Consider the following 25,594-nt stretch of genomic DNA (forward strand, 5'->3'; position numbering starts at 1 on the left):
GCAGCACCGCAGCAAGCAGGGATCACCAGGACTATCCATATAAAAAATACAGGAGACAAGATCATGCAAACCACCATCCGCAAGACCACCATGGCCCGCGCCATCACCGCCCTCTTCTTTGCGGCGCCATTTGTTAGCGCTAACGTGCGCGCCGACGAGCTCAGCGACATGAAGGCCATGCTGGCCCAATTGCAGGAAAGAGTGGCACAGATGGAAGCCAGGGCGGCCCAGCCGGCGCCGGAGCCAGCTGCGGCCACCACCGCCATGGCGCCGGCCACCGCAGCGGCGGCACCGGCGGCGCCGGCAAAGTCAAACACCGGTTTCAACTGGAAACTGTATGGCCGTGGCGATATCGGCTACACGGTCTCGCGCGGCAAGGACGCCAGCGGCCGCCAGCTGACCAACCACCGTTTGAACCAGGGCGAGATGGCCAGCCGCCTCGGTCTCACCGGTTCCTGGGTCTTCAGCGACGAATACAAGGCCATCTTCGGCGTCGAAACCGGCCTCAATCTGTTCAACGGCAACGCCGGCGGCGGCACGCAGAACAACACCAGTTCGTCCGTGCTGTTCAACCGCGGCTCGACCGTCGGCTTTGCCTCGACCACCTGGGGTTCGATCGAAGGCGGCACCATGTACATGGCGCCGTTCTGGGTCTCGCTGGGGGCCGACCTGGCCTCGGCCCACAACTACGGCGCGAATGACTTCAGCGCCCTGTTTTCGCTGACGCGCCCCGAGTCCCTGGGCCGCTACCTGAAGGACCCCGTCACCGGCAACGCCAGCAAGACCACCAGCCTGGCCGGCAACAACTCGGGCACGGCCCTGTTCTACGGCAACGCGCTGCGCTACCGCAGCCCGACCTACAACAACTTCTCGGCCGAAGTGTCGTATTCGGCCGGCCAGCAGGCGTCTTCCGCCACGGCGCTCGAAGACGACGGTCGCAGCTGGGCCGCCAATGTGCTGTACAAGAAGGACAATCTGTTCCTCGGCTACGCCCATATGGACTACCAGCAAAGCAACGATATCAGCACGGCCGCAAGCAGCAACTTCGTCAAGCGCAACCAGGTCACGGACATCGTCGGCGCGCGCTACAAGTGGAACGACTTTACATTGGGCGGCTCCTACACCTCGTACCGCGTGTCGAACGCGGGCGGCTACGGCGCCGACGCGTTCGGCGTCTCGGGCGCCTATGACCTGGGCAAGCACCGCATCGAAGGCAGCCTGGCGCAGATCAGCTACGACGGCGCCAACAGCCGCGGCGCGTTCGGCGCCAACACGGGCGACGGCGTGGGCAAGCCGAAGTCGACCGCCTACTCGCTGGGCTATCTGTACAACTTCCAGCCGACCCTGTCGTTCTATGCCTACGCCACCCGCATCAAGAATAATGAGCATGCCAAGCTGGGCGTATTGCAGTTCCGCGGGGACAATAACTATTTTGGCTACAGCCCGGTCGAACTGACCGCCGGCATGTTCCTCGTCTTTTAATCATCAGGAGTAGCTCGACATGCAGTTCACACTAGATCAGGAAAACGACGGCCTTGCGCTGCGCTGCGCGGGCCGCCTGCTGCTGCGCCACGACACGCAGGCGCCGTGCCTGTTCGTCGGCCAGGGCCGCGAACGGATGGATATGTACCGCGGCAATTTCGACATCGAAGATTACGTTGAAGAACGCACCGCCCTGCGCCATCTGGCGATCACGCAAGACGAAGGGGTCGCGCTGCTGGCCTTTGCGCGCCATCCTGGCGATGCGCCGCAGCTGGTGCTGCGTGTGCAGGCGCAGCAGCATGGCGTGCACCTGGTGCTGCAGCACGCGGCGCCGGGCTGGAACCGGCTGTGGCTGCGCCTGCCCGCCGAACACGATGAGCACGTGTGGGGCTGCGGCGAGCAGATGTCCTACTTCGACCTGCGCGGGCGCCACTTTCCGCTGTGGACCTCGGAGCCGGGCGTGGGCCGCGACAAGTCGACCCACCTGACCTGGCAGGCCGACGTGACGGCCAAGTCGGGCGGCGACTACTATCACACCAACTACCCGCAACCGAGCTTCATTTCCTCGCAGCGCTACTGCCTGCATGCCGAAACGACGGCCTATGCCGACTTCGATTTCCGCCATGCCGACTTCCACGAGCTGCAATTCTGGGCCATGCCCGAGCGCCTGGAATTCATGCTGGCCGATTCCTTCGTCGACCTGGTCGGCGTGGTGTCGCAACGCTTCGGCCGCCAGCCCAAGCTGCCGGCCTGGCTGCAGAACGGCGCCATGCTGGGCCTGAAAGGCGGCGAAGACCACGCGCGCGCCATCCTCGCGCAGGCGAAGGAACACGGCCTGGCCGTCAGCGCCCTGTGGTGCGAAGACTGGGTGGGACTGCGCCAGACCTCGTTCGGCAAGCGCCTGTTCTGGGACTGGCGCTGGCAGCCGCAGCGCTATCCGGACCTGAAGCAATGGATCGCCGACCTGGCCAGGGAAGACATCCGCTTCCTCGGCTACGTCAATCCCTACCTGTGCAATGACGGCACCCTGTACCAGGAAGCGCTGCAGCAAGGCTTTTTGGCCACCGCGATGGATGGCGGCACCTATCTGGTCGACTTCGGCGAATTCGATTGCGGCGTGGTCGACTTCACCAACCCGGCCGCCGCGCAGTGGTTCGAGGACCGCGTGCTGCGACAGGAAATGCTGGACTTCGGTTTGTCCGGCTGGATGGCCGATTTCGGCGAATACCTGCCGATCGACCTGCGCCTGCACAATGGCGTCGACGCACGCCTGATGCACAACGCCTGGCCGACCCTGTGGGCCGAAGTCAACGCACGCGCCATCGCAGCGGCCGGCAAGACCGGCGACGCCACCTTCTTCATGCGTGCCGGCTATACCGGCGTGCAGGCGCACTGCCCTTTGCTGTGGGCCGGCGACCAGTCGGTCGACTTCAGCCGCCACGACGGCTTGCAGACGGTGATCTGCGGCGCGCTGTCGTCCGGTTTGCTGGGCAACGCCTACCACCACAGCGATATCGGCGGCTACACGAGCTTGTTCGGCAACCTGCGCACGGCCGAGCTGTTCCAGCGCTGGACCGAGATGGCGGTATTTACTTCGATGATGCGCACGCATGAAGGCAACCGCCCGGACGAGAACTTCCAGTTCTACCAGGATGAACAGGTGTTCGCCCACTTCGCCCGCATGACGCGCCTGCACGTGGCGCTGGCGCCCGTCATCGCCGCCCTGGCCGACGACGCCGTGCGGCATGGCCTGCCGCTGCAGCGCCCCCTGTTCCTGCACTACGAGCAGGACCGCGCCACCTACGCCATCCAGGACCAGTACCTGTTCGGCCCCGACCTGCTGGTGGCGCCCGTGCATGCGGCCGGCGCCACGCGCTGGGGCGCCTACCTGCCGCAGGGCGACGCCTGGGTCCATCTGTGGAGCGGCGCCGTGTTCGACGGCGGCCTGCGCGTGGAAGTGGCGGCGCCACTGGGCCAGCCACCCGTGTTCGTGCGCCAGGGCTGCGCGCAGCAGGTGTTTTTACTGTCGCTGGCGGCATGAGCCTGACATGAGCATCGGGTCGCACCTGTTGTTCCTGGCCTGCGTGGCGCTGGCCAGCTACGCGCAGAACCTGACCGGTTTTGCGTTCGGGCTGATCCTGCTGGGCCTGACGGCGGTGCTGCACCTGGCCAGTCTGGGCGACGTGGCCAATGTGGTCAGCGTGCTGGTGCTGGTGAATGCGGCCATCACCTTTGGCCGTCACAAGCCGCAGCTGGTGTGGCCGGTGTTCGGGCCGTCGCTGGCCTGCAGCCTGGTCGGCGTGGGCGCCGGCGTGGCGCTGCTGGGCTGGTTCAGCGCGCAGCAGGTCAGCCTGCTGCGTTTTTTGCTCGGCTGCGCCATCATCGTCTGCGCATTCCTGCTGGTGCTGCGCGCCAGCACGCGCGCAAAACAGTCCGGCCTGCCCTCGTTCCTGTTCTTCAGTGGGGTCTCCGGCGTGATGGGCGGCCTGTTCGCCAGCGCCGGCCCGCCCATGGTGTATCACCTGTACCGCCAGCCGTGGCCGGCCGACATGGTCCGCCATTCGCTGATCGTGCTGTTTGCCGCCAACGCCGTGCTGCGCCTGGCGCTGGTGCTGGCGCACGGCCAGTTCAGCATGACGGCGGTGTGGCTGACCGTCGAAGCGCTGCCGGTGGTGATGGGCCTGACCTGGCTGGCCCGCCGCTACCCGTCCCGCCTGCCGTTACAGCACGTGCGGCGCGCCGTGTTCGTGCTGCTGCTGGCCGCCGGCCTGGCGCTGGTGCTGCCGCCGGTGCTGGCACTGCTCCATTGAGTCATCTCTCTTTTAATAAATCGAGTCCTTATGTCCGCATCCCGCTTTACCTCCCTGCCCCCTGATTGCGACCTGCTGGTCGTCGGCGGCGGCATCAATGGCGCCGGCATCGCGCGCGACGCGGCCGGCCGTGGCCTGCGCGTGGTGCTGTGCGAACAGCACGACCTGGCGCAGCATACCTCGTCGGCCTCCACCAAGCTGATACACGGTGGCCTGCGCTACCTCGAATACTATGAATTCAAGCTGGTGCGCAAGGCGCTGCAGGAACGCGAAGTGCTGCTGCGCGCCGCTCCCCACATCATGTGGCCGATGCGTTTCGTGATGCCGCATGACGCTGCCCAGCGCCCGGCCTGGCTGATACGCGCCGGCCTGTTCCTGTACGACCACCTGGCCAAACGCGCCTTTTTGCCCGCCTCGCAGGCGATCACCCTGGCCAGGCACGCGGCCGGCGCGCCGCTCAAGCCCGGCTACCGCAAGGGCTTCGTGTATTCAGACGGCTGGGTCGACGACGCCAGGCTGGTGGTGCTCAATGCGCTAGCCGCGCAGGAACGCGGCGCGCACATCCTCACGCGCACCGCCTGCGTCGACGCGCACCGCGATGGCGATGGCTGGCAGGCCACCCTGCAAGGTCCCGACGGCCAACGCCGCAGCCTGCGGGCGCGCGCCATCGTCAATGCGGCCGGGCCGTGGACGGCGCAGTTTGCCGGCGCGGCCGGCGGCGGCAGGACGCAGGGACTGCGCCTGATCAAGGGCAGCCATATCATCGTGCCGCGCCTGTTCGAGCATCCGAACGCGTATATTTTCCAGAACCCGGACCAGCGCATCATCTTCGCGATTCCCTACCAGGACGACTACACCCTGATCGGCACCACCGACGAGGAATACAAGGGCGACGTGGCGCAGGTCAAAATCAGCGGCGATGAAATCGCCTATCTGTGCCAGGCCGCCAACCGCTATTTCCGGCGCGAGATCGGCCCGTCCGACGTGGTGTGGACCTATTCCGGCGTGCGCCCGCTGCTCGACGACAGCGCCCGGGACGCGTCGGCCGTCACGCGCGACTATCTGCTGGAAGTGGCGCGCGGCGACACGGGCACGGGCGCACCGCTGCTCAATATCTGGGGTGGCAAGATCACCACCTACCGCAAACTGGCCGAGGAGGCGATGGCGCTGCTGGCGCCCTTGCTGGCCAACACCCGGCCCGCCTGGACCGCCGATGCGCCGCTGCCGGGCGGCGACCTGCAGCGGCCGGGCCAGCTGGTGGACAGCCATGATTTCGACGGCTTCCTGGCCCGCTTCCAGCAGGCGCATCCCTGGTTGCCCCCCAAGCTGGCGCACCGCTACGCACGCGCCTATGGCAGCCGCGCCACGCGCGTGCTGGCGGGCGCGAACTCGATGGCGGGCCTGGGCGCGGAACTGGCGCCCGGCCTGCACGAGGCCGAAGCGCGCTACCTGGTCGACGTGGAATGGGCGAGGAGCTGCGACGACATATTATGGCGGCGCAGCAAACTGGGCCTGCGCTGCCAGCCGGCCGACGTGGCGCGCCTGCAGCTGTGGCTTGAAGCCTGCCTGGCGCAGCAGGTGGCGGCATGAGCTATCTGCTGGCCCTCGACCAGGGCACCTCCAGCTCGCGCAGCATGGTCTTCGACGAAGCGGGCGCCATCGTCGCCGTGGCGCAGCGCGAATTTCGCCAGCTGTTTCCGCAGCCGGGCTGGATCGAACACGATCCGATCGAAATCTGGCACAGCCAGCTCGCCACCAGCCGCGAAGTGCTGCTGAAAGCCGGCTTGACGGCGGCGGACCTGGGCGCGCTGGGCATCACCAACCAGCGCGAAACGACGGTGGTGTGGGACCGCGCCACGGGCGAGCCCGTCTACAATGCCATCGTCTGGCAGGACCGGCGCACCGAGGCGCTGTGCGACAGCCTGCGCGAGCGGGGACTGGCCGGCGCCATCCATGCCAGGACGGGGCTGGTGCTCGATCCCTATTTTTCCGGCACCAAGCTGCGCTGGATACTCGACGAAGTGCCGGGCGTGCGCGCACGCGCCATGCGCGGCGAGCTGGCCTTCGGCACCATCGACGCCTGGCTGGCCTGGCAGATGACGGGCGGGCGCCTGCACGTGACCGACGTGACGAACGCCTCGCGCACCATGCTGTGGAATATCCATGAAGGCTGCTGGGACGCTCAGCTGCTCGACTGGCTGGGCATCCCCGCCAGCCTGCTGCCCACCGTCCATCCGTCCAGCCATGTGTACGGCGAAACCGACGCCGAGGTGCTGGGCAGCCCGGTCATCATCGGCGGCATCGCCGGCGACCAGCAAGCGGCGCTGTTCGGCCAGACCTGCTTCAAGCCCGGCATGGCCAAGAATACCTATGGTACGGGCTGCTTCCTGCTGCTCAACACGGGCGAGCAGTGTGCGCAATCGCGGCATGGCCTGATCAGCACGGCCGCCTGTCAGGTGGGTGCGCAGCCGGCCTATGCGCTCGAAGGCAGCGTGTTTATCGGCGGCGCCGTGGTGCAGTGGCTGCGCGACGGCCTGGGCGCCATCGGCCACGCCAGCGAAGCGGAAAGCCTGGCCGCCTCGGTGCCCGATTCGGGCGGCGTGGTGTTCGTGCCCTCGTTTACGGGGCTGGGCGCACCCTACTGGGTACCGTCGGCCAAGGGCGCCATCCTGGGCCTGAGCCGCGGCAGCACGGTGGGCCATATCGCGCGCGCGGCGCTCGAAGCGATCGCCTTCCAGAGCGCGGCCCTGCTGCAGGCCATGACCCTCGACGCACAGGCGCCGATCACCGAACTGCGCGTGGACGGCGGCGCCTGCGCCAACAACCTGCTGCTGCAATTCCAGGCCGACCTGCTGGGCATCCCCGTAGTGCGCCCGCAAGTGATCGAAACGACGGCCCTGGGCGCGGCCTACCTGGCCGGCCTGGCGATCGGCCAGTATCGCGGCACCGAGGAACTGGCAGCGCAATGGCGTGTGGAAAGGACCTTCCTGCCCACCATCGGCCGCGACCAGGCGGCCGAGCTGATGCGGCAATGGGAAACGGCGGTGCGGCGGTTTGCGGGCAACGGGGAAAACTGAAGAACCGCATTTGGCCACTTCGACAGTACGGCCGCGCGGCGGATCCTCCTATAAATATTGTTCAACGTCCGGCAATGTGTGTCAACGTAAGTCATTGTTATATAAGGATTAGTCTTGACAATGAGCGAGAGGTTGCTATCATCTTTGATGTATACCCCTGAAGGAGCGAAGATGAAACTTGAAGACCGTATGCTTCGGTCCGTGAAGCAGCGAGCCGGCAATGTTATATTGCGGGCCGACATTGCTCGCTTGGGTAGTGCCTCGCAGGTCACCGAAGCGCTCAAATCGTTGCAAGCCAAGGGCGTTCTGATTCGAATCGGGACTGGAGTCTACGCCAAAACACGCAAGAGTTCGGTTACAGGGGCGACCATCCCGGCCGGCAGTCTTGAGACCTTGGCGACCGAGACCCTGAAAAAACTGGGTGTCACAGTGCGCACGAGTAAAGCAGCTGCTGCATACAATTCCGGTAAAACAACCCAACTTCCAGGGGCCTTCGTTGCCAATACTGGTAGTCAACGTATTCGCAGGAAAATTTCTGTGGGAGGCCGCTCGGTAGTTTATGAGAACGATTACAGACCAGCAACAGCGAGCGCTTGAAGACCTCGCTGCAGAAGGTCTCCTTCGAGGACTTCCCGTACAGACCGCCGAAAAAGATATCCACGTCACCGAGCTTCTCAAGGGATTGAGTGAACTCAAGGTTTCGCATGATCATTTCAGCGACCTCGACACACGCCAAGGAGAGCTCACTCGCCATGATGCAGGCATCAAGTTGATCTTCTCGGGTGGGACGTGCCTCTCCAAGGCACATGGGCTAATCAATCGAATGTCGGAAGACATCGACATTAAAGTTCTGCTTTCCCCACCACCCAAGCCTTTGAAGAAAGGGCGCGGAGACCGTGTAAGACTAATCGCTTTGCACAAAGCACTGCCTCCGCTCCTGGAGTCGCTTGGATTTCCGTTGCTCAATAGCCCTGACGGAGACAACCCGCACATACGCAATAAGCACCGGTATTGCGAGGTAGGTGCCGGCTACAAATCTGCTTATCCCCAACTTCCAAGCCTCCGTCCCGAGCTTAGGCTGGAACTGATGCAACGCCAACCGCTCCTGCCGCTTGAAAATCTTGAGTTTGGCTATCTTTACGAGACATTGGCGGGGCTAAAGCCGAGCACGACGTTGTCAATTTCTTGCATTTCGGTGGCAGAGACTACGGCAGAAAAGGTATTGTCCTTGCTACGTCGTTGTGCTTGCAATTCGGATGGCCGCCAAACCAAGGGGGACCTTGACCCCGCATTGGTCCGCCATGTTTACGACGTTGCTCGAATCGCGGAACTATCCACCGAATCACTTGTAGCTGCGAAGAGTATTTTTCCGCAATTGGTCATGAACGACCGCGATGAGTACAAGGGGCAACATCCCGAGTTCGACGCAGACCCGGTAAGTGTTCTCAAAAGGACCTTGATAGCGGCAAAAGAAAATGGCGAGCTGAAAGAGCGATACGCCCAAAATCTGATACCGCTGGTTTACGACATGAATCCGCCCACGTTCGAAAAATCTTTCGCTTCGTTTGAAGCAGTGGCGCAAGACTTCCTGGCAGCCTGCAAACCATGCTGAGCGCACAAAAAAAAGCCCGCTACAGGAGCGGGCTGAATCTATTTCCTGTGAGGAAGTAGAGGAGACAGAAGCATGATGCCGGATCGCAAGCTATAAAACCACTTTATATTGATGATATGGGAAATACGCTTGCGTGATAACAGTGGCAATTATTGATTCCTTACGGCACTATTTTGCCGCCTCCCCTTCCACCACTACCGGCGTGCGCAGCATGTTCTTGATGCCGCGCAGTGCCTGGCGCACGCGCGCCTCGTTCTCGATCAGGGCAAAGCGCACATAGTCGTCGCCGTATTCGCCGAAACCGATGCCCGGCGACACACTGACCCTGGCTTTCTCCAGCAGCAGCTTGGCGAATTCCAGCGAACCCAGGTGGCGATATGCTTCCGGGATATGGGCCCAGATATACATCGACGCCTTCGGTTTTTCCACCATCCAGCCCGCTTCGTGCAAGCCTTTGACCAGCACGTCGCGGCGGCGCTGGTATTGCGCGCAGATTTCCGTCACGCAGCTTTGATCGCCTTCCAGCGCGGCGATCGCCGCCACCTGCACCGGCGTGAAACTGCCGTAGTCGTGATAGCTCTTGATGCGCGCCAACGCCGCCACCAGTTCGGCATTGCCGACCATGAAGCCGATGCGCCAGCCGGCCATATTGTAGCTTTTCGACATGGTGAAGAATTCGACGGCCACGTCGCGCGCGCCGGGCACCTGCATGATGGACGGCGCTTTCCAGCCGTCAAACGTGATGTCGGCATAGGCCAGGTCGTGCACCACCAGAATGTCATGCTGTTTCGCCAGCGCCACCACGCGCTCGAAAAACTCCAGCTCCACGCATTGCGCGGTGGGGTTCGATGGAAAACCCAGCACCATCATCTTGGGCTTCGGATAGCTTTCGCGGATCGCCCGCTCCAGCTCGGCAAAAAAGTCTACGCCAGGGCCCATGCGCACTGAGCGGATATCGGCGCCGGCGATCACCGCGCCCCAGATATGGATCGGGTAGCTGGGGTTGGGCACCAGCACCGTGTCACCCCGGTCCAGGGTGGCCAGCATCAGATGGGCCAGGCCTTCTTTCGAGCCGATGGTGACGATGGCTTCGCTGTCGGGGTCGATGTCGACCTCGTAGCGCTGCTTGTACCAATGTGAAATGGCCCGGCGCAGGCGCGGGATGCCCTTCGAGGCGGAGTACCCATGGGTGTCGGGCCGCTTCACCGTATCGATCAGCTTGTCGACGATATGGCTGGGCGTGGCGCCGTCGGGATTACCCATCGACATGTCGATAATGTCCTCGCCACGGCGGCGCGCGGCCATCTTGAGTTCGGCGGTGATATTGAAAACGTAGGGGGGAAGACGATTGATGCGCGAAAAGCTGCGCGGAGTTTGGCTGTCGGTCATGATATCTCTGTACGTAAGCGCCCGGATCCGTCCGAGCGACGTTGGCGCAATGGGTGCGCCTGCAGCCATACTAACCCGGCGCCGTTCAGGCTGGCAAGAGCGCGGTTGAAACGCTACAATGGATGCCTGGTCGAAAATGAGCAAACCAGTTGGTAACCCGGTAAGTGTTGAACAACATGCTCCCGCCCCACGCGGACCCACGGCGCTGATCTCGGCTGTTACACCAGTCGGGGGCGGTGTCATGGTTCGTGCACGCTTCCCGCCGCGCCATCCCTCCCCCGCTTTACAAGGAAATAAACGGATGGCAATACACAACACCACGGCAACTGATCTCACACTGGACCGCGGCGAACTGGAACAACTGCTGGCGCAATCGGTGCGCACCTTCGAGGGCTGCGCCTTTGACGACGCCGACCTGGCCCGGCTCGACCTGCAGGGCTGTACCTTTGAACGCTGCACCTTTGCGGGCGCCAACCTGTTCGCCTGCAAGCTGGCACGCACGACCTGGCGCCGCTGCCGCGCCGGCGGCGCCGATTTCGAGTCCGTCGACGCGGTCGACGCCAGCTTCGAAGGCTGCGACCTGAACAACACCAAATGGCGGCGCGCCAAGCTCGCGTCCGCGTCCTGGCGCGGCTGCAAGCTGACCGGCGCCTCGTTCGAGGAAGTGGCGCACCTGGGCGCCAGCTTCGAAGACAGCCTGCTGATCGGCGCCGACCTGCGCGGCTTTTCGTTTCGCAAGGCGACCCTGAAACAACTCGATTTTTCCGAAGCCTACCTGGCCGGCTGCGATTTCCGCGACGCCGTCTTCGAAGGCGGCAGCCTGCGCAACGCCGTCTTGAAGCTGGCCAAGTTCCAGGGCGCCGACCTGCGCGGCGCCGATATCGACGGCTTCAAGCTGACGGAAGCGGCGCTGTTCAAGGGCGCGGTGATTACCCATGCGCAGGCGGCCAATTTCGTGCGCGAGCTGGGTATTTCTGTGGTGTAAGCAAAAACCCGGGCAAAAAAAAGCCCGCTGCGGGAGCGGGCTGAATCTAATTCCGTTGAGGAGTTAGAGGAGACAAGTGCATGATGCTGCATCGCGGCATATAAAACCAATTTTTATTGATGATGATAGAAATGCGTTTTCATGATAACCGTGCGAACGCTCGCTTTTCAGGCCGTGCGGCGCGACAAGCTGGGCAGGAATTCTCCCAGCCACACCAGCAGCGCCAGCGCCGGAAACGCCATGCCGGTCAATAACGTCGCTTGCCAGCCATAACTGGCATAGACCCAGGCGCCGACGGCCGAACCGGCGGCGCCACCGGCAAAGAACAGCGCGAAATACAGGCCATTCAAGCGGCCCCGCACTTCCGGCGCCAGGCTGAAGATGGCGCGCTGGCCCAGTACCAGGTTGGCGGCCACGCCCATGTCGAGCACGATGGAGGCGATGACCAGCAAGCCCAGCGCCAGATGTTGCGATTGCGGTACGAACATCGGCAAGGCAAACGCCACCATGCCCAGGATCAAGGCGACGGCCGTGGCCGGCAAGGTATGGCCCGCATCGGCCAGGCGGCCGGCGATCGGCGAAGCAACGGCGCCGGCCATGCCGACCAGGGCGAAGATGGCAATCCCCGTTTGCGACAGGCCGAAGGCGGGGCTGGCCAGCACCAGCGGCGTGACGGTCCAGAACAGGCTGAAGGCGCCAAACAGGCCGGCGTGATAAGCGGCGCGGCGGCGCAGCACGGGCGTGCCCAGCAGCAAGTGCCACAGCGAGGCCATCAGCGCTGGATAACGGATGTTCGATACCGGCTGGCGCAGCGGCAAGGCGCGGCGCAAGACAAAGGCCAGCGCCAGCATCAGCACGGCGGCGCCGCCAAACACCACATGCCAGCTGGCATGGGCCGCCACCAGCGAGGCGGCCGGACGGGCCAGCATAATGCCCAGCAACAAACCGCTGACCACCTTGCCCACCGCCTGGCCGCGCGTCGATTCTTTCGACAAATGGGCGGCAAACGGCACGATCACCTGCGCCGCCACCGAACCCAGGCCGATCGCCAGCGCGGCGGCCAGGAACACGATGGCGCCGGTGCTGAGGGCGGCGGCGACCAGCGCGGCGGCCGTGACCAGCAGGCCGGTAATGATCAGGCGGCGGTTTTCCAGCAAGTCGCCCAGCGGCACCACGAACAGCAGGCCCAGGGTATAGCCGATCTGCGTCAGCGTGACGATCAGGCCGGCCGCCTTGGCCGACAGGCCGGTCGAGGCGCTGATGGGGCCGACCAGGGTTTGCGCGTAATACAGATTGGCGACGATCAGGCCGGAAGCGATCGCCAGCAGCAGCACCATGCCGGACGAAATATCGGGCACGTCGCCGGCGATCGGCTGTTTGATGGAGGCCTTGTTCATGTTATTTCCTCGTTTAAAAATAAAGTAGGGCCATTGTAGGGAGTTTGGTGACGAAGATAATTAGTGCATAATCACTCCATACATTTCACATTAGATGAACAATCAAGGAGCAATGCCCCATCATGGACAAGATCAAGGCCATGCAAACCTTTGTGCGCATCGTGGAAGCAAACAGTTTTTCCAAGGCCGCCGAAACCCTGAACCTGCCGCGTGCGGCCTTGACCGCCACCTTGCAGAAGCTGGAAGCCTATCTGGGCACGCAGCTGCTGCAACGCACCACGCGCCGGCTGTCGCTGACGCCCGATGGCGCCGAGTATTTCAACCATTGCCTGGCGATTTTGGGCGCCGTCGATGCGGCCGAACTGGCGTTTCGCGGCCCCGACGCCAACAAGCCGCGTGGCATGCTGCGCGTCAACCTGCCCGGCACCGTGGGGCGCACCTTGGTGATGCCGTATATCGGCCAATTCCATGCCGCCTACCCCGCCGTGCAACTGCACCTGAGCCTGACGGACCGGCTGGTCGACTTGACCGAGGAAGGCATCGATTGCGCGCTGCGCGTGGGGCAGCTGCAGGACTCCGCCTTTATCGGCAAGCGCATCGGCAATATGCGTTTTGTGACCTGCGCGGCGCCCGCCTACCTGGAACGCCATGGCCGGCCGCAGACCTTGGCCGACCTGGTCCGCCACCGTGGCGTGATGCATTTTTCAGGCCGCACCGGGCGCGCATTCGACTGGGATTTCGTGCAGAAAGGCGAAGTGGTGCGCGTGCAGATGACGGGCATGGTCGCCGTCAACGACGCCGAGGCCAACCTGGCGTGCGTGCTGCAGGGCATGGGGCTGGGCCAGCTGGCCGTCTACCAGGCGCGCGAGCACCTGGCCTGCGGCGCACTGGTGCCGGTGCTGGACGATTGTCCACCGACACCGATGCCGATGTCGCTGCTGGCGCCCCAGGGCCGGCTGGCCGTGCCCAAGGTACAGGCGTTTGCGGCCTGGCTGACCGCCCTGCTGGCGCAAAACGAGGATGTGCAGCAGCCGGACCAGCGCTGATTCAGGCGTCCGCCGGTTTGCGGAAATGCTCGCGGTCCGGGTCGAGTTCCGGGTACTGGCGCACCACCGGAAGCTGCAGCTTGTACCATATCTGCATGACCGTGTCGGCCAGGCCGCTCAAGTGCTCATGGCGCTCGGCATCGGGCAAGGTGCGGATCACGGTATCGGCTTGGTTCAAGGTCAGACCGATCTCCTGGTACAGCGCCATCAGTTTTTGTGCGGTGGCTTGATCCATCCCGGCCTCTCAATTCTCGGCGGTACAAAAATGCGTGCTTTCCTGCTTGTCGCGCGCCTGCACGTTGACCAGCTTGCCCGCGCCGTCATACGCGACGTTGATGCTTTTTTCCTGCGGCATCACCACGTTCAGCATCAGGGAGCCGCCGCCATCCATCACCGTAAAGCCTTCGCTGACGGCCGTCTTCATGTCGAAAACGTCGTCGCCGATCTTGATCACGCCGTCGGCCACCTCGACGTCGACCTTGCGCCGCACCAGCAGGTTCTTGGTGTCGAGGCAGCCTATGCTCTGCTTCTTGCCGTTCAATAGCTTTGCCGCAGTCAGGAACAGCGCCTGATTGTTGAAGCTGCCAACGCCGCTGTTATTACTGCACATCAGGCCGATATCCCCGCTCGACAGGCTGATGGTGCTTTCCTTGCCAGCCGGACTGGACATCAGCGACAGCATGCCGGTCTTGCCATCGTCGATACCGAGCGTGCCCAGGGTGCTGTACTGACCCTTCTCGTCGCGCGAGCGCATCATCATGGCCATTTTCGCGGCATGAAAATCGAGCTGCATGTCGCCCGACGCGACCTTGCCGTCGGCGCCTATCGTGACCAGCGCATCCATCTTGCGCCCGTCCGGCATGCGCAGGCAGTTGCCGTTGTAGCTGCCGGCCAGCAAGGGCCCCAGCGCTTTCCAGTAATCGAGCTTGCGTTCGGGCGCGGGCTCGGCGGCGGGCGCTTCGGCTGCCTGCGCGTCCGCAGTGGCCTGCGCCTGCTTGCCCTCGTCGGCCGCAGCCGAATCCTCCTTCTTGCCGCAAGCGCCCAGCAGCAGGGTCAGGGTAATGGTGGACAACAAGGCGGTGCGACGGATCATGGAGTGCCTCCAGGGAAAGGGAACCGTACGCTAGCATGGGAATTATATTTTTCGCAAGAGCGATTCAATTGAAAATGAAACGGGCAAAAAAAAGCCCGCTGCGGGAGCGGGCTGAATCTATTTTCTTGGAGGAGAATAGAGGAGACAAATGAAGTATGCTGCATCGCGGCATATTATTCCAATTATTTGTGGCAATGATAGAAATACGCCAGGACTATAACTGCCGCATGACCATGAAAAACGGGGCCGGTCCCCTGCGGTTCCGGCCCCGTTTGGCGATAGCGCCTTACTTTACTTTGCTGCCGCCACCGGCGTCGCCTTGGTATCGGCGCCATATGGCAGCACCTTGGCCGCCAGGCGGGTATCGGCCTTGATCAGCGCCACTTCGTCGGCCAGGATGCGCACGGTTTCGTTCAGCAGCACGTCTTTCGCGCTCTTGGCGGCCGATTCCGCGTCGAGTTCGGCGCTCAAGGCGCGCTCGTCGCCCTGCAAGCCGTCATCGGTACGCAGGGCGCCCTTGACTGCGGCAATCTGCTTGGCGGTCTTGGCGGTCGCCTTCGCGCCCTTCAGGATGTCTTTCGGATCCTGGATCACCACCAGATCTTCGGCCGGATTCGAAATCTGCGCGATCAGGCGTTTTTCACGGGCCTTGGCGCGCGCTTCCTGGGCGTCGCGCTCCTTGCGGCGCACGGTCTCGTTCAGCGACAGCTGGTTTTCCTTGCGCTGCTTGACGACCAGGGCGATGTCATCCTGCAGGTACTGGAAGTCCTTGTCCTTGGCCACGCGCGCTTCATGCTTTTTGTCCAGCAAGGGCACGATTTCCTTCAGGTCGCCGGTCGGCACATACGGCGCCGGCTTGATGGCCACCCATGGCAGGGCGTTGTCGTAGCTCGATTCGCCGAAGTTTTCGGTGTCCGACATGGCCGGCAGCTTGATATCGGGCGTGACGCCACGCAACTGCGTGGTGCCGCCATTGATGCGGAAGAACTGCGCCACCGTCATCTTCAGCTCGCCCAGGCGCGCTTTCTCGCTGCCGCCAAAACGGTCGAGGTTGATCAGGGTCTGCACGGTGCCCTTGCCGAAGCTGCCCTCGCCGATCACCAGGCCACGGCCGTAGTCCTGGATGGCGGCGGCGAAAATTTCCGAAGCCGAGGCCGAACCGCGGTTGATCAGCACGCCCATCGGGCCATCCCAGGCCAGGCCTGCGTTGGTGTCGCTTTCGATATCGACCTTGCCTTCGGCGCTGCGCTGCATTACCACCGGGCCCTTGTCGATGAACAGGCCGGTCAGTTCGACGGCTTCATTCAGGGAGCCGCCACCATTGTTGCGCAAGTCGATCAGCACATTGTCGACCTTCTCCTTTTTCAGCTCGCCCAGCAAACGGGTCACGTCGCGCGTGGCGCTCTTGAAATCCTTGTCGCCGCGGCGGCGCGCTTCGAAATCCTGGTAGAAGGTCGGCAAGGCGATCACGCCGATGCGGCGCTTGACGCCGTTTTCACGCACTTCGATGATCGATTTCTTGGCGGCCTGCTCTTCCATGCTGATCTTCTTGCGCACCAGCGGCAGGATGGTGTGCTTGGCGTCCGGGCCGGCGTCGGCCGGCAGGATGTCCAGGCGCACCACGGAATCCTTGGTGCCGCGGATCAGCTGCACCACGTCGTCGATGCGCATGCCCAGCACTTCGGTGATGGGGCCGCTTTCGCCCTGCCCCACGCCGATGATGCGGTCGCCCACTTTCAGCTTGCCCGACAGGCCGGCCGGGCTGCCCGGCACCACTTCGCGCACCACCGTGTATTCGTCGCGCGTCTGCAGCACGGCGCCGATGCCTTCCAGCGACAAGCGCATGGCGATATCGAAGTTTTCCGAGGCGCGCGGGCCCAGGTAATTGGTATGCGGCTCGATCGACATGGCGTAGGCGTTCATGAAGATCTGGAACACGTCTTCATTGTTCAGCTTGCGCGAGCGTGTGGTGTAGCTTTCATAGCGCTTGTCGAGCGTGTCGCGGATGGCCTTGTCTTCCTTGCCGGCCAGTTTCAGGCGCAGCCAGTCGTTCTTGACGCGCTTGCGCCACAGGTCGCGCACTTCTTCTTCGTTTTTCGGCCAGGCGGCTTTTTCGCGGTCGAGCTGATAGCTTTCATCGGCCGAGAAATCGAATTTGGTCTTCAGCAGTTCGCGCGCATAGGCCATGCGGTCGTCGAAACGCTGCTGGTACAGATTGTAGATGGCGAATGGCGCCGTCAGGTCTTCGCCATTGATGGCATCGTCGAGCTTGGTGCGCAAGGGGGCGAAACGGTCGATATCGGCCTGCACGAAAAACAGCTTTTCGGCATCGAGCGACTTGAAATAGCGGTCGAAGGTTTTTTCCGACATCGCATCGTCGAGCGGGGTTGCCTTGTAGTGATAGCGCGACAGCACGCGCGAGGCCCACAGCGCGGCTTGCGTCTGCTGGGCCATGGGCTTCATGATGGGCGGAGGAGCGGCGCTCTTGTCGGCCTGGGCTGCGCCAGCGTGGGCTGACAGGGCAAGCGCCAGGGTGACCAGGATTAATTGCTTCTTCATCGGCTTCTCCGAAAATTGGTTAAATCATTTACTGGCGGCGCCGTTGATCGTTGATGCTTCGTCGATATTCGTCGATCGATCACGCGCCAGCCACTACGACAGTAAGGGGATATCACGACTGGTCTGCCTGTAATTCTACAGGATACACAGAGGCAGTCTCCGATGGAATATCAGTTTCTTCCCGGAAGCTTAAGCCCGCGTTAAACACGATGTCGGATTCATTACAAACTGAAACATTCGTAAGCGGATGTCGCCTGCCCAAAGACCAGTAGAGCGCGGAAAAACGGCATGGCAAGCTCGCCAATATTTATCACAAGTTATTGTATTCATTGACTTTTATCATTGCGCAAAGAAACAAAATGTGCGCAACGTGATATCATCGCACCTTGTTCGCCGGCCTGTCCACACAGCCACCGGCCAGCCCCACCCCCTATTCAGCGCCACTTGTACCTGCGTTTCATCCGCTCGCCATTGCCTGCTTTTCAAGCGGCAAGGCGCATTGCGCGTGCGCCGCGCGCAGCCATTTTGACTTTTTGAAACCACAATTTATGCAGAAATTTTCTTTTCATCCCCGCCACTGGAGTGTCGGCGGCAAGATCACCGTGTTTACGTTTGCGCTGGTGAGCCTGATCCTGGCCAGCCTGACGACCATGATGAGCATGCGCACCTCGCACGTGCTGGAACAGCGGGCGGAAGCGGCCGTCATCAGTGAGCTCGACAGCGTCATGACCACCACCGAAGTGTTCCATACGGCGATGGTGAATGAAGCGGCCAGCTTTGCGCGCCTGTTCGCGGCCGAGTTTCCCGGCCCGTTTACGGTCGATGCCGGCAATATGGTGGCGGTCGCCGGCAAGGCCACGCCGCAGCTGTCGAATGGCGACAAGATACTCAACCTCGATACCGCCCTGGTCGACCGCTACACCACGCAAACCGGTGTGATCGCCACCATTTTCGCCGCCAACGGCGATGAATTCGTGCGCATCAGCACCTCGCTGAAAAAGCAGGACGGCGAACGGGCCGTGGGCACCGAACTCGACCACAGCCACCCCAGCTACGCGCCGCTGCGCGCCGGCCAGAGCTTCGTCGGCATGGCGACCCTGTTCGGCAAGCAATACATCACCCAATACGACCCCGTGCGCGATGCGGCCGGCAAGGTGGTGGGCGTGCTGTTCATCGGGCTCGACATCACGAAAAACCTGACGATGCTGAAAGAAAAAATCCGCCAGGTCAAAATCGGCCAGACCGGCTACATCTATATCGTCGACACGGCGCCCGGCGCCAATTACGGCCAGCTGGTGCTGCATCCGAACAGCGAAGGCAAGAGCGCGCTCGACTTCAAGGCCAGCGACGGCCGCCTGTTTATCCAGGACATGATCAAGCAGAAGAACGGCGCCATGCGCTATACCTGGACCGCACCGGGCCAGACCGCCAGCACCGCGCGCGAAAAGCAGCTGTATTACCGCGAATTCAAGGACTGGCGCTGGATCATCGCTGGCGGCACTTTTACCGATGAAATCACGCTTGAAGCGCGCCAGATGCGCAACCAGCTGGCCATCTCGGGCCTGGTCGCCATGCTGGTCTTTGCCGTGCTGCTGTACTTGCTGGTGCGCAAGCTTGTCTCGCGACCGCTGGCGCATGCCGAAGCGGCCGCCGAACAGATCGCCGGCGGCGACCTGACGGTGCACCTGGACACCACCAGCCAGGATGAAATCGGCCGCCTGCTGCGCGCGCTGAACCATATCAGCGACAACCTGTCCAAAGTGGTGGGCCAGGTGCGCGGCAGCGCCGGCCAGATCGCCACCGCCTCCGGTGAAATCGCCAGCGGCAACCTGGACCTGTCGAGCCGCACCGAACAGCAGGCCAGCTCGCTGGAAGAAACCGCCGCCTCGATGGAAGAGCTGAGCTCGACCGTGCGCCAGAACGTCGACCACGTGCGGCAGGCCAGCAGCCTGGCGCAAACCTCGTCCGAACTGGCGGCCCAGGGCGGCGCGGCCGTGGCGCAGGTGACCAGTACCATGGAAGCGATCCGCAGTTCCTCGGGCAAGATCACCGACATTATCGGCGTGATCGACGGCATCGCCTTTCAAACCAATATCCTGGCCCTGAACGCGGCCGTGGAAGCGGCGCGCGCCGGCGAGCAGGGCCGCGGCTTTGCCGTGGTGGCGACCGAAGTGCGCAACCTGGCGCACCGCTCAAGCGCAGCGGCGAAAGAAATCAAGGATCTGATCCAGGCCTCGACCACCACGGTCGACCTGGGCCATGCGCAAGTGAGCCAGGCCGGTGCCACCATCGACAAGGTAGTCGACAGCGTGCACAAGGCCAGCGCCCTGATGGCGGAAGTGGCGCAAGCAAGCGACGAGCAGCGCAGCGGCATCGACCAGGTCAACCAGGCCATCGCGCAGATGGACCAGGTGACCCAGCAGAACGCGGCGCTGGTGGAAGAAGCGGCGGCGGCCGCCGATGCGCTGCAGGAACAGGCGCATGAAATGGAAAGAGTGGTGGGCGTGTTCAAGCTGTAAGCGCAAGCGTGGCCCGGCGGTGCTAAGATGAATCAACAGCCACCGCCGGGAGACCCCATGCACGACGACTACGTTCTGATTGCCCGTTTGATGATCCCCACCGACGCCCACGTCATCCGCGGCTGCCTGGCCGCCGCCGGCATCGACGTGCTGCTGGCGGACGACCAGCACATGCAGGCCGACATGCTGTTGGCTGCGGCCATCGGCGGCGCGCGCATCCTGGTGCGCGAACACGATGTGGCGCGCGCCAATGAAATTTTGGCGGCGTTCGAGCGCGGCGACCTGGCCTTGTCGGATGATGCCGATGTGGGCATGCCGGTCGCCGACTGATATCCGATCAACCGCAATCCTATAATTTACCCTCAAAAAAATGGCAGCAGGCGGACCGGGCGATCACCCCTTGAAAGACATCCTTCATTTTGACATGCATGTTTTTGATGACGAATGTGACGCCATCATCAGGGAACTTTCAACCTATCTGTCTGAAAATGACATGTACGACAGCATCGACTGGTTTTCCACGTTCAGCATGACTGCGGCGCAACTGGATGATTTCAAGGAAAAGCTTTCCCAGAAACTGGCGGCATTGAAAAATCGCGGAAGATAATTGAGAGAGTGTAGACAAAATCAACAACGAAGTTGTGGCATGCTATCTCAATGTGGAGGGAGCATGCCATGGCAACCAAACACTCACTCGGCAGCACTGAGCCGTCAAGCGGCGCCGGCGGCAGACCACCAGCGTTGAAGCCTGAGCATATCGCAGTTTTGCACGAAATCGTCATGGAGCGCGCTCAGGCCAGCTTGCAGGAAATCGCCGACGAGCTGCATCACCGCTGCGCTCTGCGCGTGTGCGCAGCAACGATTCGTCGAGCCCTACGCGCGTTAGGCATCGTACGGCTCAAGCCACTACGCCGTACGGGCGCGGTGTGCGCCGAGGGCGCCAAGCGGTATGGCTACACGGCAGCCCACAGGCGCGAGGCCATCTTGCCATACAGCACCAACCTGACAGATGCTGAATGGGAGCTCGTTGCTGACCTGTTCGAGCGTACGCCGGGACAGCGAGGCACGCCCGTGCGTTACAGCCGCCGCGATCTCGTTAACGCGTGTTCTTACGTGCTGCGCACCGGCTGCGCATGGCGGCTGCTACCCGAGACGTTTCCACCCTGGCAGGCGGTCTACGAGGCGTTTTCACGCTGGGTTGACGCAGGTGTATTCGAACAGATGCAAGACCGGCTGCGCGAACAATGGCGTGTACGTACGGGGCGAGCAAGTACGCCAAGTGCTGCAGTAATTGATGCACAGTCCACCCGTATTTCGCCGCAAGGTGGCGCAAGCGGATTTGATGCAGGCAAGAAGGTCAGAGGGCGCAAACGTCATCTCGTGGTCGATACCATGGGGCTGATCATCGCAGTGTCCGTCACCGCTGCAAGCGTGCAAGACCGGGATGCGGCAGCAACCGTGATAACGCAAGCGTGCAGCAAGAGCCCTCGCCTCGAAAAGCTCTATACCGACGGCGCCTATGGCGGGAAATGCGCGCATGCCATCGAGCAGGCGCACCATATTCGAGTTGAAGTGGTGCGTCATCTAGCCAATGGTACGACTGGAACGCTGCACGATCCCAAGATCACCCCTGAGCATGCCGCAGGTACAAATGCCGGGTTCACGATCCTTCCCATGCGCTGGGTGGTCGAAAGAACCCATGCGTGGACTGAACGCTGGCGCCGCACGGTGATGCATCACGACCGCAAACTCGACGTCTCGGCAGCTTGGGTTTGGTTGGCAGAAGCGCGTATGCTACTCAACAGACTAGCTTATAAGAGTTGATTTTTTCTGGCCCCTCTAAGCTTGGCTTTATTCATTCAGGCGGCGTAACGGACGGTCTCCGTCAGGCGCTCAAATAGTGTGCGGGGGATTCTCATGATATCGGTTTCTGACTGCGACCCGCAAAAAATACCCGCGCTTCATATCGACCGGCGTACCAAGGCGACCGTGTCGGAGAAGGTCGGGCTGTCCTTGGCGTACCAGGCAGAGTGACGCATCATCATGGCTTGTCCCGCCAACAGCTCGTTGGCTACCAGCGTGACGATCGAATACAGTCCCAGAATCGCCGGCGTCGTGCGCGAGATGGCCTGTGCGGACCACTGGCGTTGTGTCTCCATGCCCAGATGGACACGCGTCTCCTCAAACGTCACTTCGATCTGCCAACGACGGATGAACCATGCCAGTATCTGCTCCGGTCCGGCTTCCAGGTCGGTACACAGGAATGCCTACGCCTGGAAGGTGCCGCGCGGATCGCGCACCAGTACTCAGCGCAGCGGCACGACTGGCAAGGTGGCGCGGTACCAGATAGCTGTGCCGGTGGCGAACTCGACTGTTTTATCTCCTTCTTCATACCATTGGGAAAGCATGGCTTCATGCCAAAGCGTGGTGGCGGAAGCGAGTGTCTGGGTGAACATTGGTTGGAGGGCTCCTTTCAGTTGTGATCGTCCCTTCGTGTCGGATGCCCGAGCAGGCGCAGGATCGTACAGGGCGGCATTGAGGCGCGGGCGGGTGACGATGCACACTGTGTCGCGCGCGGCGGCAAGCAGTTTCAATACCGCAAAACTGCTGTCGGCAACGACAACAGACCGATTTGGCAGCCAACGCTGGATCATCAGCAGTAATTGAAGTGCACGATCGGTGAACTTGTTGGGGCGCAGGTGGCGGTCCAAGTAGTAGCGCTCCGACGGCGCCAGTACCGAATAGAACAGCAATGACCAGTGGCGCCGGGCCTAGGGGATTGGCGCCAGTAACATCAAGCACAGCCAACGCAAGCCACTGGCCCTGACGAAATGAATGTGACTCGATCGCACCGGATCGCGGTAGATTCCCTTGGCGGCAATCTTGGGTCCGCGCCGCCGTTCGATCGTGTCGTCCAGGGCCATGAGCAGGGGGGCTCTGCGGAACGAACACGGCGATCAGCATGCACAGAAGACGCCGGCCGGTGGCCAGCGGCGACCATTGGATACGATTCAGCATTCGGTGGTACTGCTGAAATTGCCGCTCTATGACCATGCCCATGACACGCAGCACGGCGGCGACCGTTCGCGGGCCAACGGCCACAATTGCGCCCGCAAGCAACACCGGCACCAGAGGCCAGGCTCGCTTGGAAAACAGATCGGAAAATCCTACAATAACCTTCGTAATCCCGAATGGTAACGTTGCCATGATTGACCTCTTGTCCAAGAGTGGATCAATGACTGACAATACATTCCGGGCATACGTTCCCTCCGTCATTCGCTCACCAATGGACAAAGTCAAGCTAAGCCCCGCCCATATATTATCTTTCCAAAAATTATTTATTCAAAAAATATTTAATTAACTGCAAACACATTTGAAGAATAATAGGCTATCATTCATATATCACATTTCTTCGCGGTCGACCTGTTGGTTGGATCGCTAACCTCGTTATGATATTTTTAGGCCCAGACTATCCCGAAGTTAGAGATTTATCTTCGCTACTTTTACGCATGCGCGGACGTTTATCTTATAGAGCACGTGTGGAGCACTGCCACACGGCTGCAGTCAGTATATATGGATTAATTGATCATCGTTTATCCATCGACTATCAAGATGTTACTTTTATGGGTCGAGTGGTTGAATTGCACCTAAGGTTCAGCAATCAACCCATCACACTTCGCGACGTTAACTGTCATCTATTAGTCATTCGTTGGCGTGGAAATGGTTTCATTGAAATTTTCAATGGCCCGGCCCCAAAGATGAAACGAGACGATTTTACCAAAACAATATCTATCGATGAATTAAAAGAAATTGGCACTTACCCAGAGACACGTTTTCGTGAACAGCCTCCTGAAATGCCGCGGGCTTATCTTGGAAACAAAGAAACGGATAATATAGCTCGGCGCAACAATGGTGGCAATGGTAATGGTGCGGATGGAAATGGAGGTAATAATGGCGACGGAAACTCAGGAGCCGGTGGTTTAACTGAGGTTGTCGGTCACCCTGTCTTGTTTTCAGTAGAGCTGAATGCATACCGTCGCCTGTTGGAGGAGTATTGATGTTAGAAGTTCACAATGCATTTCTTGCACTCATCGCGCATAAAATTGCTCCATTCCAATTTGATATCGGATTTGGAGTAGTTAACGCTAGTATTCGGGATCAGATCGTGCGCGCGCAAATGATAGTACGAGCACTTGCGCAATTGAACGAATCGCATCGAACCCGCCCTCTCCTGATCTGCGGTGCAGGTATCGCCGGGCTTGCTGCTGCGACGGAGGCTAAGAGGATTGGCCTCGGGTTTGTGCTTATCGACAAAGAAGAGTTTCCAAGCGGAGCCTTAGCAGGTGCGGGTACACGCTACCTCAGCCCAACTATGTACGAATGGCCTGCGCATTTATTCGATGAGCATCGGCATCCACCAGCGGACGGGACTTTTCTCGCTGCTGATAAAAAGACTGGGTTCCTAATGAATTTCACAGCGCCAGTCAGCATGGAAAAACTGCGTTTAGATCTTGAAGCTAAGTTAGGAAGAAATCTGATCACATTAAAAAACAATGCGAAGCAATTTAAAAAGAAGAATTGGTACCTACCAAATATTCGCATCGATGATTCTAGTAAAAAAGACTTGCAATCCCTTTTAACACCAGTTGACCCAATTCCCACGCTGCCCATTGGCTTACCACCGATCATCTTGACCGATGCGCTAAGTGGCGTGATAAATCGCACTATAGAAGTTGACTGGATTATTTTTGCCGGTGGATTTTCCGCCGAGGAAACGAATTATGCAGGAATCGATTTCGATACCCCTCCATTCTGGTCCTCAGATGATTTAACTCACCTTTACTTTGGAATTACTGGGATCAGTCACGTGTCAGCCTTAATCGTCGGTTCCGGCGACGGCGCCATCCAAGATGCCATACGCTGCCTGATCGATAAAAAAGTTCCACACCCAGTTGCAATTTGGAAAGAAATTATCAAGGATATCACGCCAAATATTACTCACAACCCTCGCAACCTGGATGTGATTTTAAAAGAAATCTTATCGCTCGATCAGTATTCGAACACATCATATATGTGGAGCGGAAAAAAAGAGATCTTCCAATCAGTTGATGCAGCCCATGTCAGGCTTGCCAATGAACTGTTAGCACTACAGCCTTCGATAGGTAACAATATCCGTTCTATCCTGCGGTCCGATGTCTCTCTGGTACGCATCCAGCGTAACCGCAAATATTTCACACGCTGCTATGCGCTTAACCGTTTCTTGATTCATTTGATCAAAATCGTTCTCGATATTAAACAAATCCTACGCAAATGCCCGAAGCTCGTTTTTGGGCATGGAAACATTGAAGAAAGCGCCATCTCCCTTGCCCCTGACAAAAAAACCTATACTTGGAAGAGTCATACTTTCCACCGGGTTGTGATCCGTATCGGCGGCAAGTACAAGGACTATCAAACCATTGGGCTCAGTGGCATAGATGCCGCCCGCGTCCAATTTGGGCGCATCCCACCACCCTTCGTCCCCACCAAGAGCTGAGCAGCGCGACTCGTGGATTTTTAAGCAGATTGTCGATACCTTAAGTACTTCGTTCGCGCAATAGTCCAAAGCCAATGACGGCACTGACGTCG

Annotated in this window: 22 protein-coding genes; 15 read left to right on the forward strand and 7 right to left on the reverse strand. The window is 60.9% G+C overall.

The features are described 5' to 3' along the window. Positions 1–63 precede the first annotated feature (63 nt). From Q8L25_RS23515 to Q8L25_RS23545, 7 genes are all read left to right on the forward strand, one after another. A complete protein-coding gene (locus Q8L25_RS23515) occupies positions 64–1,482 on the forward strand; it encodes a porin (RefSeq protein WP_308921709.1) in 1,419 nt (472 codons plus the stop codon). 19 nt (positions 1,483–1,501) lie between these two features. After that, positions 1,502–3,523: an alpha-glucosidase gene (locus Q8L25_RS23520; RefSeq protein ID WP_308921710.1), complete on the forward strand. Its 2,022-nt coding sequence runs from the start codon at positions 1,502–1,504 to the stop codon at positions 3,521–3,523. A 7-nt stretch (positions 3,524–3,530) separates the two neighbouring features. Further along, positions 3,531–4,292: a TSUP family transporter gene (locus Q8L25_RS23525; RefSeq protein ID WP_308921711.1), complete on the forward strand. Its 762-nt coding sequence runs from the start codon at positions 3,531–3,533 to the stop codon at positions 4,290–4,292. 30 nt (positions 4,293–4,322) lie between these two features. After that, complete coding sequence (gene glpD / locus Q8L25_RS23530; protein ID WP_308921712.1) at positions 4,323–5,882, forward strand: glycerol-3-phosphate dehydrogenase; 1,560 nt, start codon at positions 4,323–4,325, stop codon at positions 5,880–5,882. Beyond that, on the forward strand, positions 5,879–7,369 hold the full coding sequence (glpK, locus tag Q8L25_RS23535) for a glycerol kinase GlpK (RefSeq protein ID WP_308921713.1): 1,491 nt from the start codon (positions 5,879–5,881) through the stop codon (positions 7,367–7,369). Before glpD ends, glpK begins: the two co-directional genes overlap by 4 nt. A gap of 171 nt (positions 7,370–7,540) precedes the next feature. Beyond that, the gene (locus Q8L25_RS23540) at positions 7,541–7,966 is read left to right on the forward strand and encodes a DUF6088 family protein (protein WP_308921714.1); all 426 of its coding nucleotides are present in this window, start codon (positions 7,541–7,543) and stop codon (positions 7,964–7,966) included. Further along, positions 7,929–8,981, forward strand: a complete 1,053-nt coding sequence (locus tag Q8L25_RS23545; RefSeq protein WP_308921715.1) for a nucleotidyl transferase AbiEii/AbiGii toxin family protein — start codon at positions 7,929–7,931, stop codon at positions 8,979–8,981. The genes Q8L25_RS23540 and Q8L25_RS23545 overlap by 38 nt, the downstream gene beginning before the upstream one ends. A gap of 168 nt (positions 8,982–9,149) precedes the next feature. Here the strand turns inward: Q8L25_RS23545 and alaC are convergent, their stop codons facing one another. Continuing rightward, a complete protein-coding gene (gene alaC / locus Q8L25_RS23550; RefSeq protein ID WP_308921716.1) occupies positions 9,150–10,370 on the reverse strand; it encodes an alanine transaminase in 1,221 nt (406 codons plus the stop codon). 301 nt (positions 10,371–10,671) lie between these two features. Between alaC and Q8L25_RS23555 the strand changes: the two genes are divergently transcribed. Beyond that, positions 10,672–11,355 (forward strand): pentapeptide repeat-containing protein, encoded by a 684-nt coding sequence (locus tag Q8L25_RS23555; RefSeq protein ID WP_308921717.1) that lies wholly within the window; start codon positions 10,672–10,674, stop codon positions 11,353–11,355. Positions 11,356–11,522: 167 nt separating this feature from the next. On the opposite strand, the gene Q8L25_RS23560 is transcribed toward Q8L25_RS23555, so the two are convergent. After that, positions 11,523–12,752: an MFS transporter gene (locus tag Q8L25_RS23560; protein WP_308921718.1), complete on the reverse strand. Its 1,230-nt coding sequence runs from the start codon at positions 12,750–12,752 to the stop codon at positions 11,523–11,525. 122 nt (positions 12,753–12,874) lie between these two features. Here Q8L25_RS23560 and Q8L25_RS23565 point away from each other — a divergent pair, with 122 nt between their 5' ends. After that, positions 12,875–13,798: a LysR family transcriptional regulator gene (locus Q8L25_RS23565; protein WP_308921719.1), complete on the forward strand. Its 924-nt coding sequence runs from the start codon at positions 12,875–12,877 to the stop codon at positions 13,796–13,798. 1 nt (position 13,799) lies between these two features. Here the strand turns inward: Q8L25_RS23565 and Q8L25_RS23570 are convergent, their stop codons facing one another. From Q8L25_RS23570 to Q8L25_RS23580, 3 genes are all read right to left on the reverse strand, one after another. Next, positions 13,800–14,033, reverse strand: a complete 234-nt coding sequence (locus tag Q8L25_RS23570) for a hypothetical protein (protein WP_308921720.1) — start codon at positions 14,031–14,033, stop codon at positions 13,800–13,802. Positions 14,034–14,042: 9 nt separating this feature from the next. Next, positions 14,043–14,891: a hypothetical protein gene (locus tag Q8L25_RS23575; RefSeq protein ID WP_308921721.1), complete on the reverse strand. Its 849-nt coding sequence runs from the start codon at positions 14,889–14,891 to the stop codon at positions 14,043–14,045. A 291-nt stretch (positions 14,892–15,182) separates the two neighbouring features. Further along, complete coding sequence (locus tag Q8L25_RS23580; RefSeq protein WP_308921722.1) at positions 15,183–17,450, reverse strand: carboxy terminal-processing peptidase; 2,268 nt, start codon at positions 17,448–17,450, stop codon at positions 15,183–15,185. A gap of 548 nt (positions 17,451–17,998) precedes the next feature. Here Q8L25_RS23580 and Q8L25_RS23585 point away from each other — a divergent pair. The 4 genes from Q8L25_RS23585 to Q8L25_RS23600 all read left to right on the forward strand — a co-directional run bounded on the left by Q8L25_RS23585 (position 17,999) and on the right by Q8L25_RS23600 (position 21,793). Continuing rightward, positions 17,999–19,969, forward strand: coding sequence for a Cache 3/Cache 2 fusion domain-containing protein (locus Q8L25_RS23585; RefSeq protein WP_308921723.1), 1,971 nt, complete (start codon positions 17,999–18,001; stop codon positions 19,967–19,969). A gap of 57 nt (positions 19,970–20,026) precedes the next feature. Beyond that, a complete protein-coding gene (locus Q8L25_RS23590; RefSeq protein ID WP_308921724.1) occupies positions 20,027–20,299 on the forward strand; it encodes a putative signal transducing protein in 273 nt (90 codons plus the stop codon). Between the two features lie 40 nt (positions 20,300–20,339). Then, positions 20,340–20,576: a hypothetical protein gene (locus Q8L25_RS23595; RefSeq protein ID WP_308921725.1), complete on the forward strand. Its 237-nt coding sequence runs from the start codon at positions 20,340–20,342 to the stop codon at positions 20,574–20,576. 68 nt (positions 20,577–20,644) lie between these two features. After that, positions 20,645–21,793 (forward strand): IS5 family transposase, encoded by a 1,149-nt coding sequence (locus tag Q8L25_RS23600; RefSeq protein ID WP_308921726.1) that lies wholly within the window; start codon positions 20,645–20,647, stop codon positions 21,791–21,793. A 137-nt stretch (positions 21,794–21,930) separates the two neighbouring features. Here the strand turns inward: Q8L25_RS23600 and Q8L25_RS23605 are convergent, their stop codons facing one another. Next, on the reverse strand, positions 21,931–22,161 hold the full coding sequence (locus Q8L25_RS23605) for a hypothetical protein (protein WP_308921727.1): 231 nt from the start codon (positions 22,159–22,161) through the stop codon (positions 21,931–21,933). Between the two features lie 114 nt (positions 22,162–22,275). Continuing rightward, on the reverse strand, positions 22,276–22,680 hold the full coding sequence (locus tag Q8L25_RS23610; RefSeq protein ID WP_308921728.1) for a transposase: 405 nt from the start codon (positions 22,678–22,680) through the stop codon (positions 22,276–22,278). A gap of 738 nt (positions 22,681–23,418) precedes the next feature. Here Q8L25_RS23610 and Q8L25_RS23620 point away from each other — a divergent pair. Next, positions 23,419–24,027, forward strand: coding sequence for a hypothetical protein (locus Q8L25_RS23620; RefSeq protein WP_308921729.1), 609 nt, complete (start codon positions 23,419–23,421; stop codon positions 24,025–24,027). After that, positions 24,027–25,502, forward strand: a complete 1,476-nt coding sequence (locus Q8L25_RS23625) for an NAD(P)-binding protein (RefSeq protein ID WP_308921730.1) — start codon at positions 24,027–24,029, stop codon at positions 25,500–25,502. The genes Q8L25_RS23620 and Q8L25_RS23625 overlap by 1 nt, the downstream gene beginning before the upstream one ends. Positions 25,503–25,594 lie beyond the last annotated feature (92 nt).

This window comes from Janthinobacterium sp. J1-1, from assembly GCF_030944405.1.
Taxonomy (GTDB): domain Bacteria; phylum Pseudomonadota; class Gammaproteobacteria; order Burkholderiales; family Burkholderiaceae_D; genus Janthinobacterium.

Excerpts from the sequence above, each read along its gene's own strand:
- Q8L25_RS23515 (WP_308921709.1), top strand. The coding sequence starts at position 64 with ATGCAAACCACCATCCGCAAGACCACCATGGCCCGCGCCATCACCGCC.
- Q8L25_RS23520 (WP_308921710.1), top strand. The coding sequence starts at position 1,502 with ATGCAGTTCACACTAGATCAGGAAAACGACGGCCTTGCGCTGCGCTGC.
- Q8L25_RS23525 (WP_308921711.1), top strand. The coding sequence starts at position 3,531 with ATGAGCATCGGGTCGCACCTGTTGTTCCTGGCCTGCGTGGCGCTGGCC.
- glpD (WP_308921712.1), top strand. The coding sequence starts at position 4,323 with ATGTCCGCATCCCGCTTTACCTCCCTGCCCCCTGATTGCGACCTGCTG.
- glpK (WP_308921713.1), top strand. The coding sequence starts at position 5,879 with ATGAGCTATCTGCTGGCCCTCGACCAGGGCACCTCCAGCTCGCGCAGC.
- Q8L25_RS23540 (WP_308921714.1), top strand. The coding sequence starts at position 7,541 with ATGAAACTTGAAGACCGTATGCTTCGGTCCGTGAAGCAGCGAGCCGGC.
- Q8L25_RS23545 (WP_308921715.1), top strand. The coding sequence starts at position 7,929 with ATGAGAACGATTACAGACCAGCAACAGCGAGCGCTTGAAGACCTCGCT.
- alaC (WP_308921716.1), bottom strand. The coding sequence starts at position 10,370 with ATGACCGACAGCCAAACTCCGCGCAGCTTTTCGCGCATCAATCGTCTT.
- Q8L25_RS23555 (WP_308921717.1), top strand. The coding sequence starts at position 10,672 with ATGGCAATACACAACACCACGGCAACTGATCTCACACTGGACCGCGGC.
- Q8L25_RS23560 (WP_308921718.1), bottom strand. The coding sequence starts at position 12,752 with ATGAACAAGGCCTCCATCAAACAGCCGATCGCCGGCGACGTGCCCGAT.
- Q8L25_RS23565 (WP_308921719.1), top strand. The coding sequence starts at position 12,875 with ATGGACAAGATCAAGGCCATGCAAACCTTTGTGCGCATCGTGGAAGCA.
- Q8L25_RS23570 (WP_308921720.1), bottom strand. The coding sequence starts at position 14,033 with ATGGATCAAGCCACCGCACAAAAACTGATGGCGCTGTACCAGGAGATC.
- Q8L25_RS23575 (WP_308921721.1), bottom strand. The coding sequence starts at position 14,891 with ATGATCCGTCGCACCGCCTTGTTGTCCACCATTACCCTGACCCTGCTG.
- Q8L25_RS23580 (WP_308921722.1), bottom strand. The coding sequence starts at position 17,450 with ATGAAGAAGCAATTAATCCTGGTCACCCTGGCGCTTGCCCTGTCAGCC.
- Q8L25_RS23585 (WP_308921723.1), top strand. The coding sequence starts at position 17,999 with ATGCAGAAATTTTCTTTTCATCCCCGCCACTGGAGTGTCGGCGGCAAG.
- Q8L25_RS23590 (WP_308921724.1), top strand. The coding sequence starts at position 20,027 with ATGCACGACGACTACGTTCTGATTGCCCGTTTGATGATCCCCACCGAC.
- Q8L25_RS23595 (WP_308921725.1), top strand. The coding sequence starts at position 20,340 with ATGGCAGCAGGCGGACCGGGCGATCACCCCTTGAAAGACATCCTTCAT.
- Q8L25_RS23600 (WP_308921726.1), top strand. The coding sequence starts at position 20,645 with ATGGCAACCAAACACTCACTCGGCAGCACTGAGCCGTCAAGCGGCGCC.
- Q8L25_RS23620 (WP_308921729.1), top strand. The coding sequence starts at position 23,419 with ATGATATTTTTAGGCCCAGACTATCCCGAAGTTAGAGATTTATCTTCG.
- Q8L25_RS23625 (WP_308921730.1), top strand. The coding sequence starts at position 24,027 with ATGTTAGAAGTTCACAATGCATTTCTTGCACTCATCGCGCATAAAATT.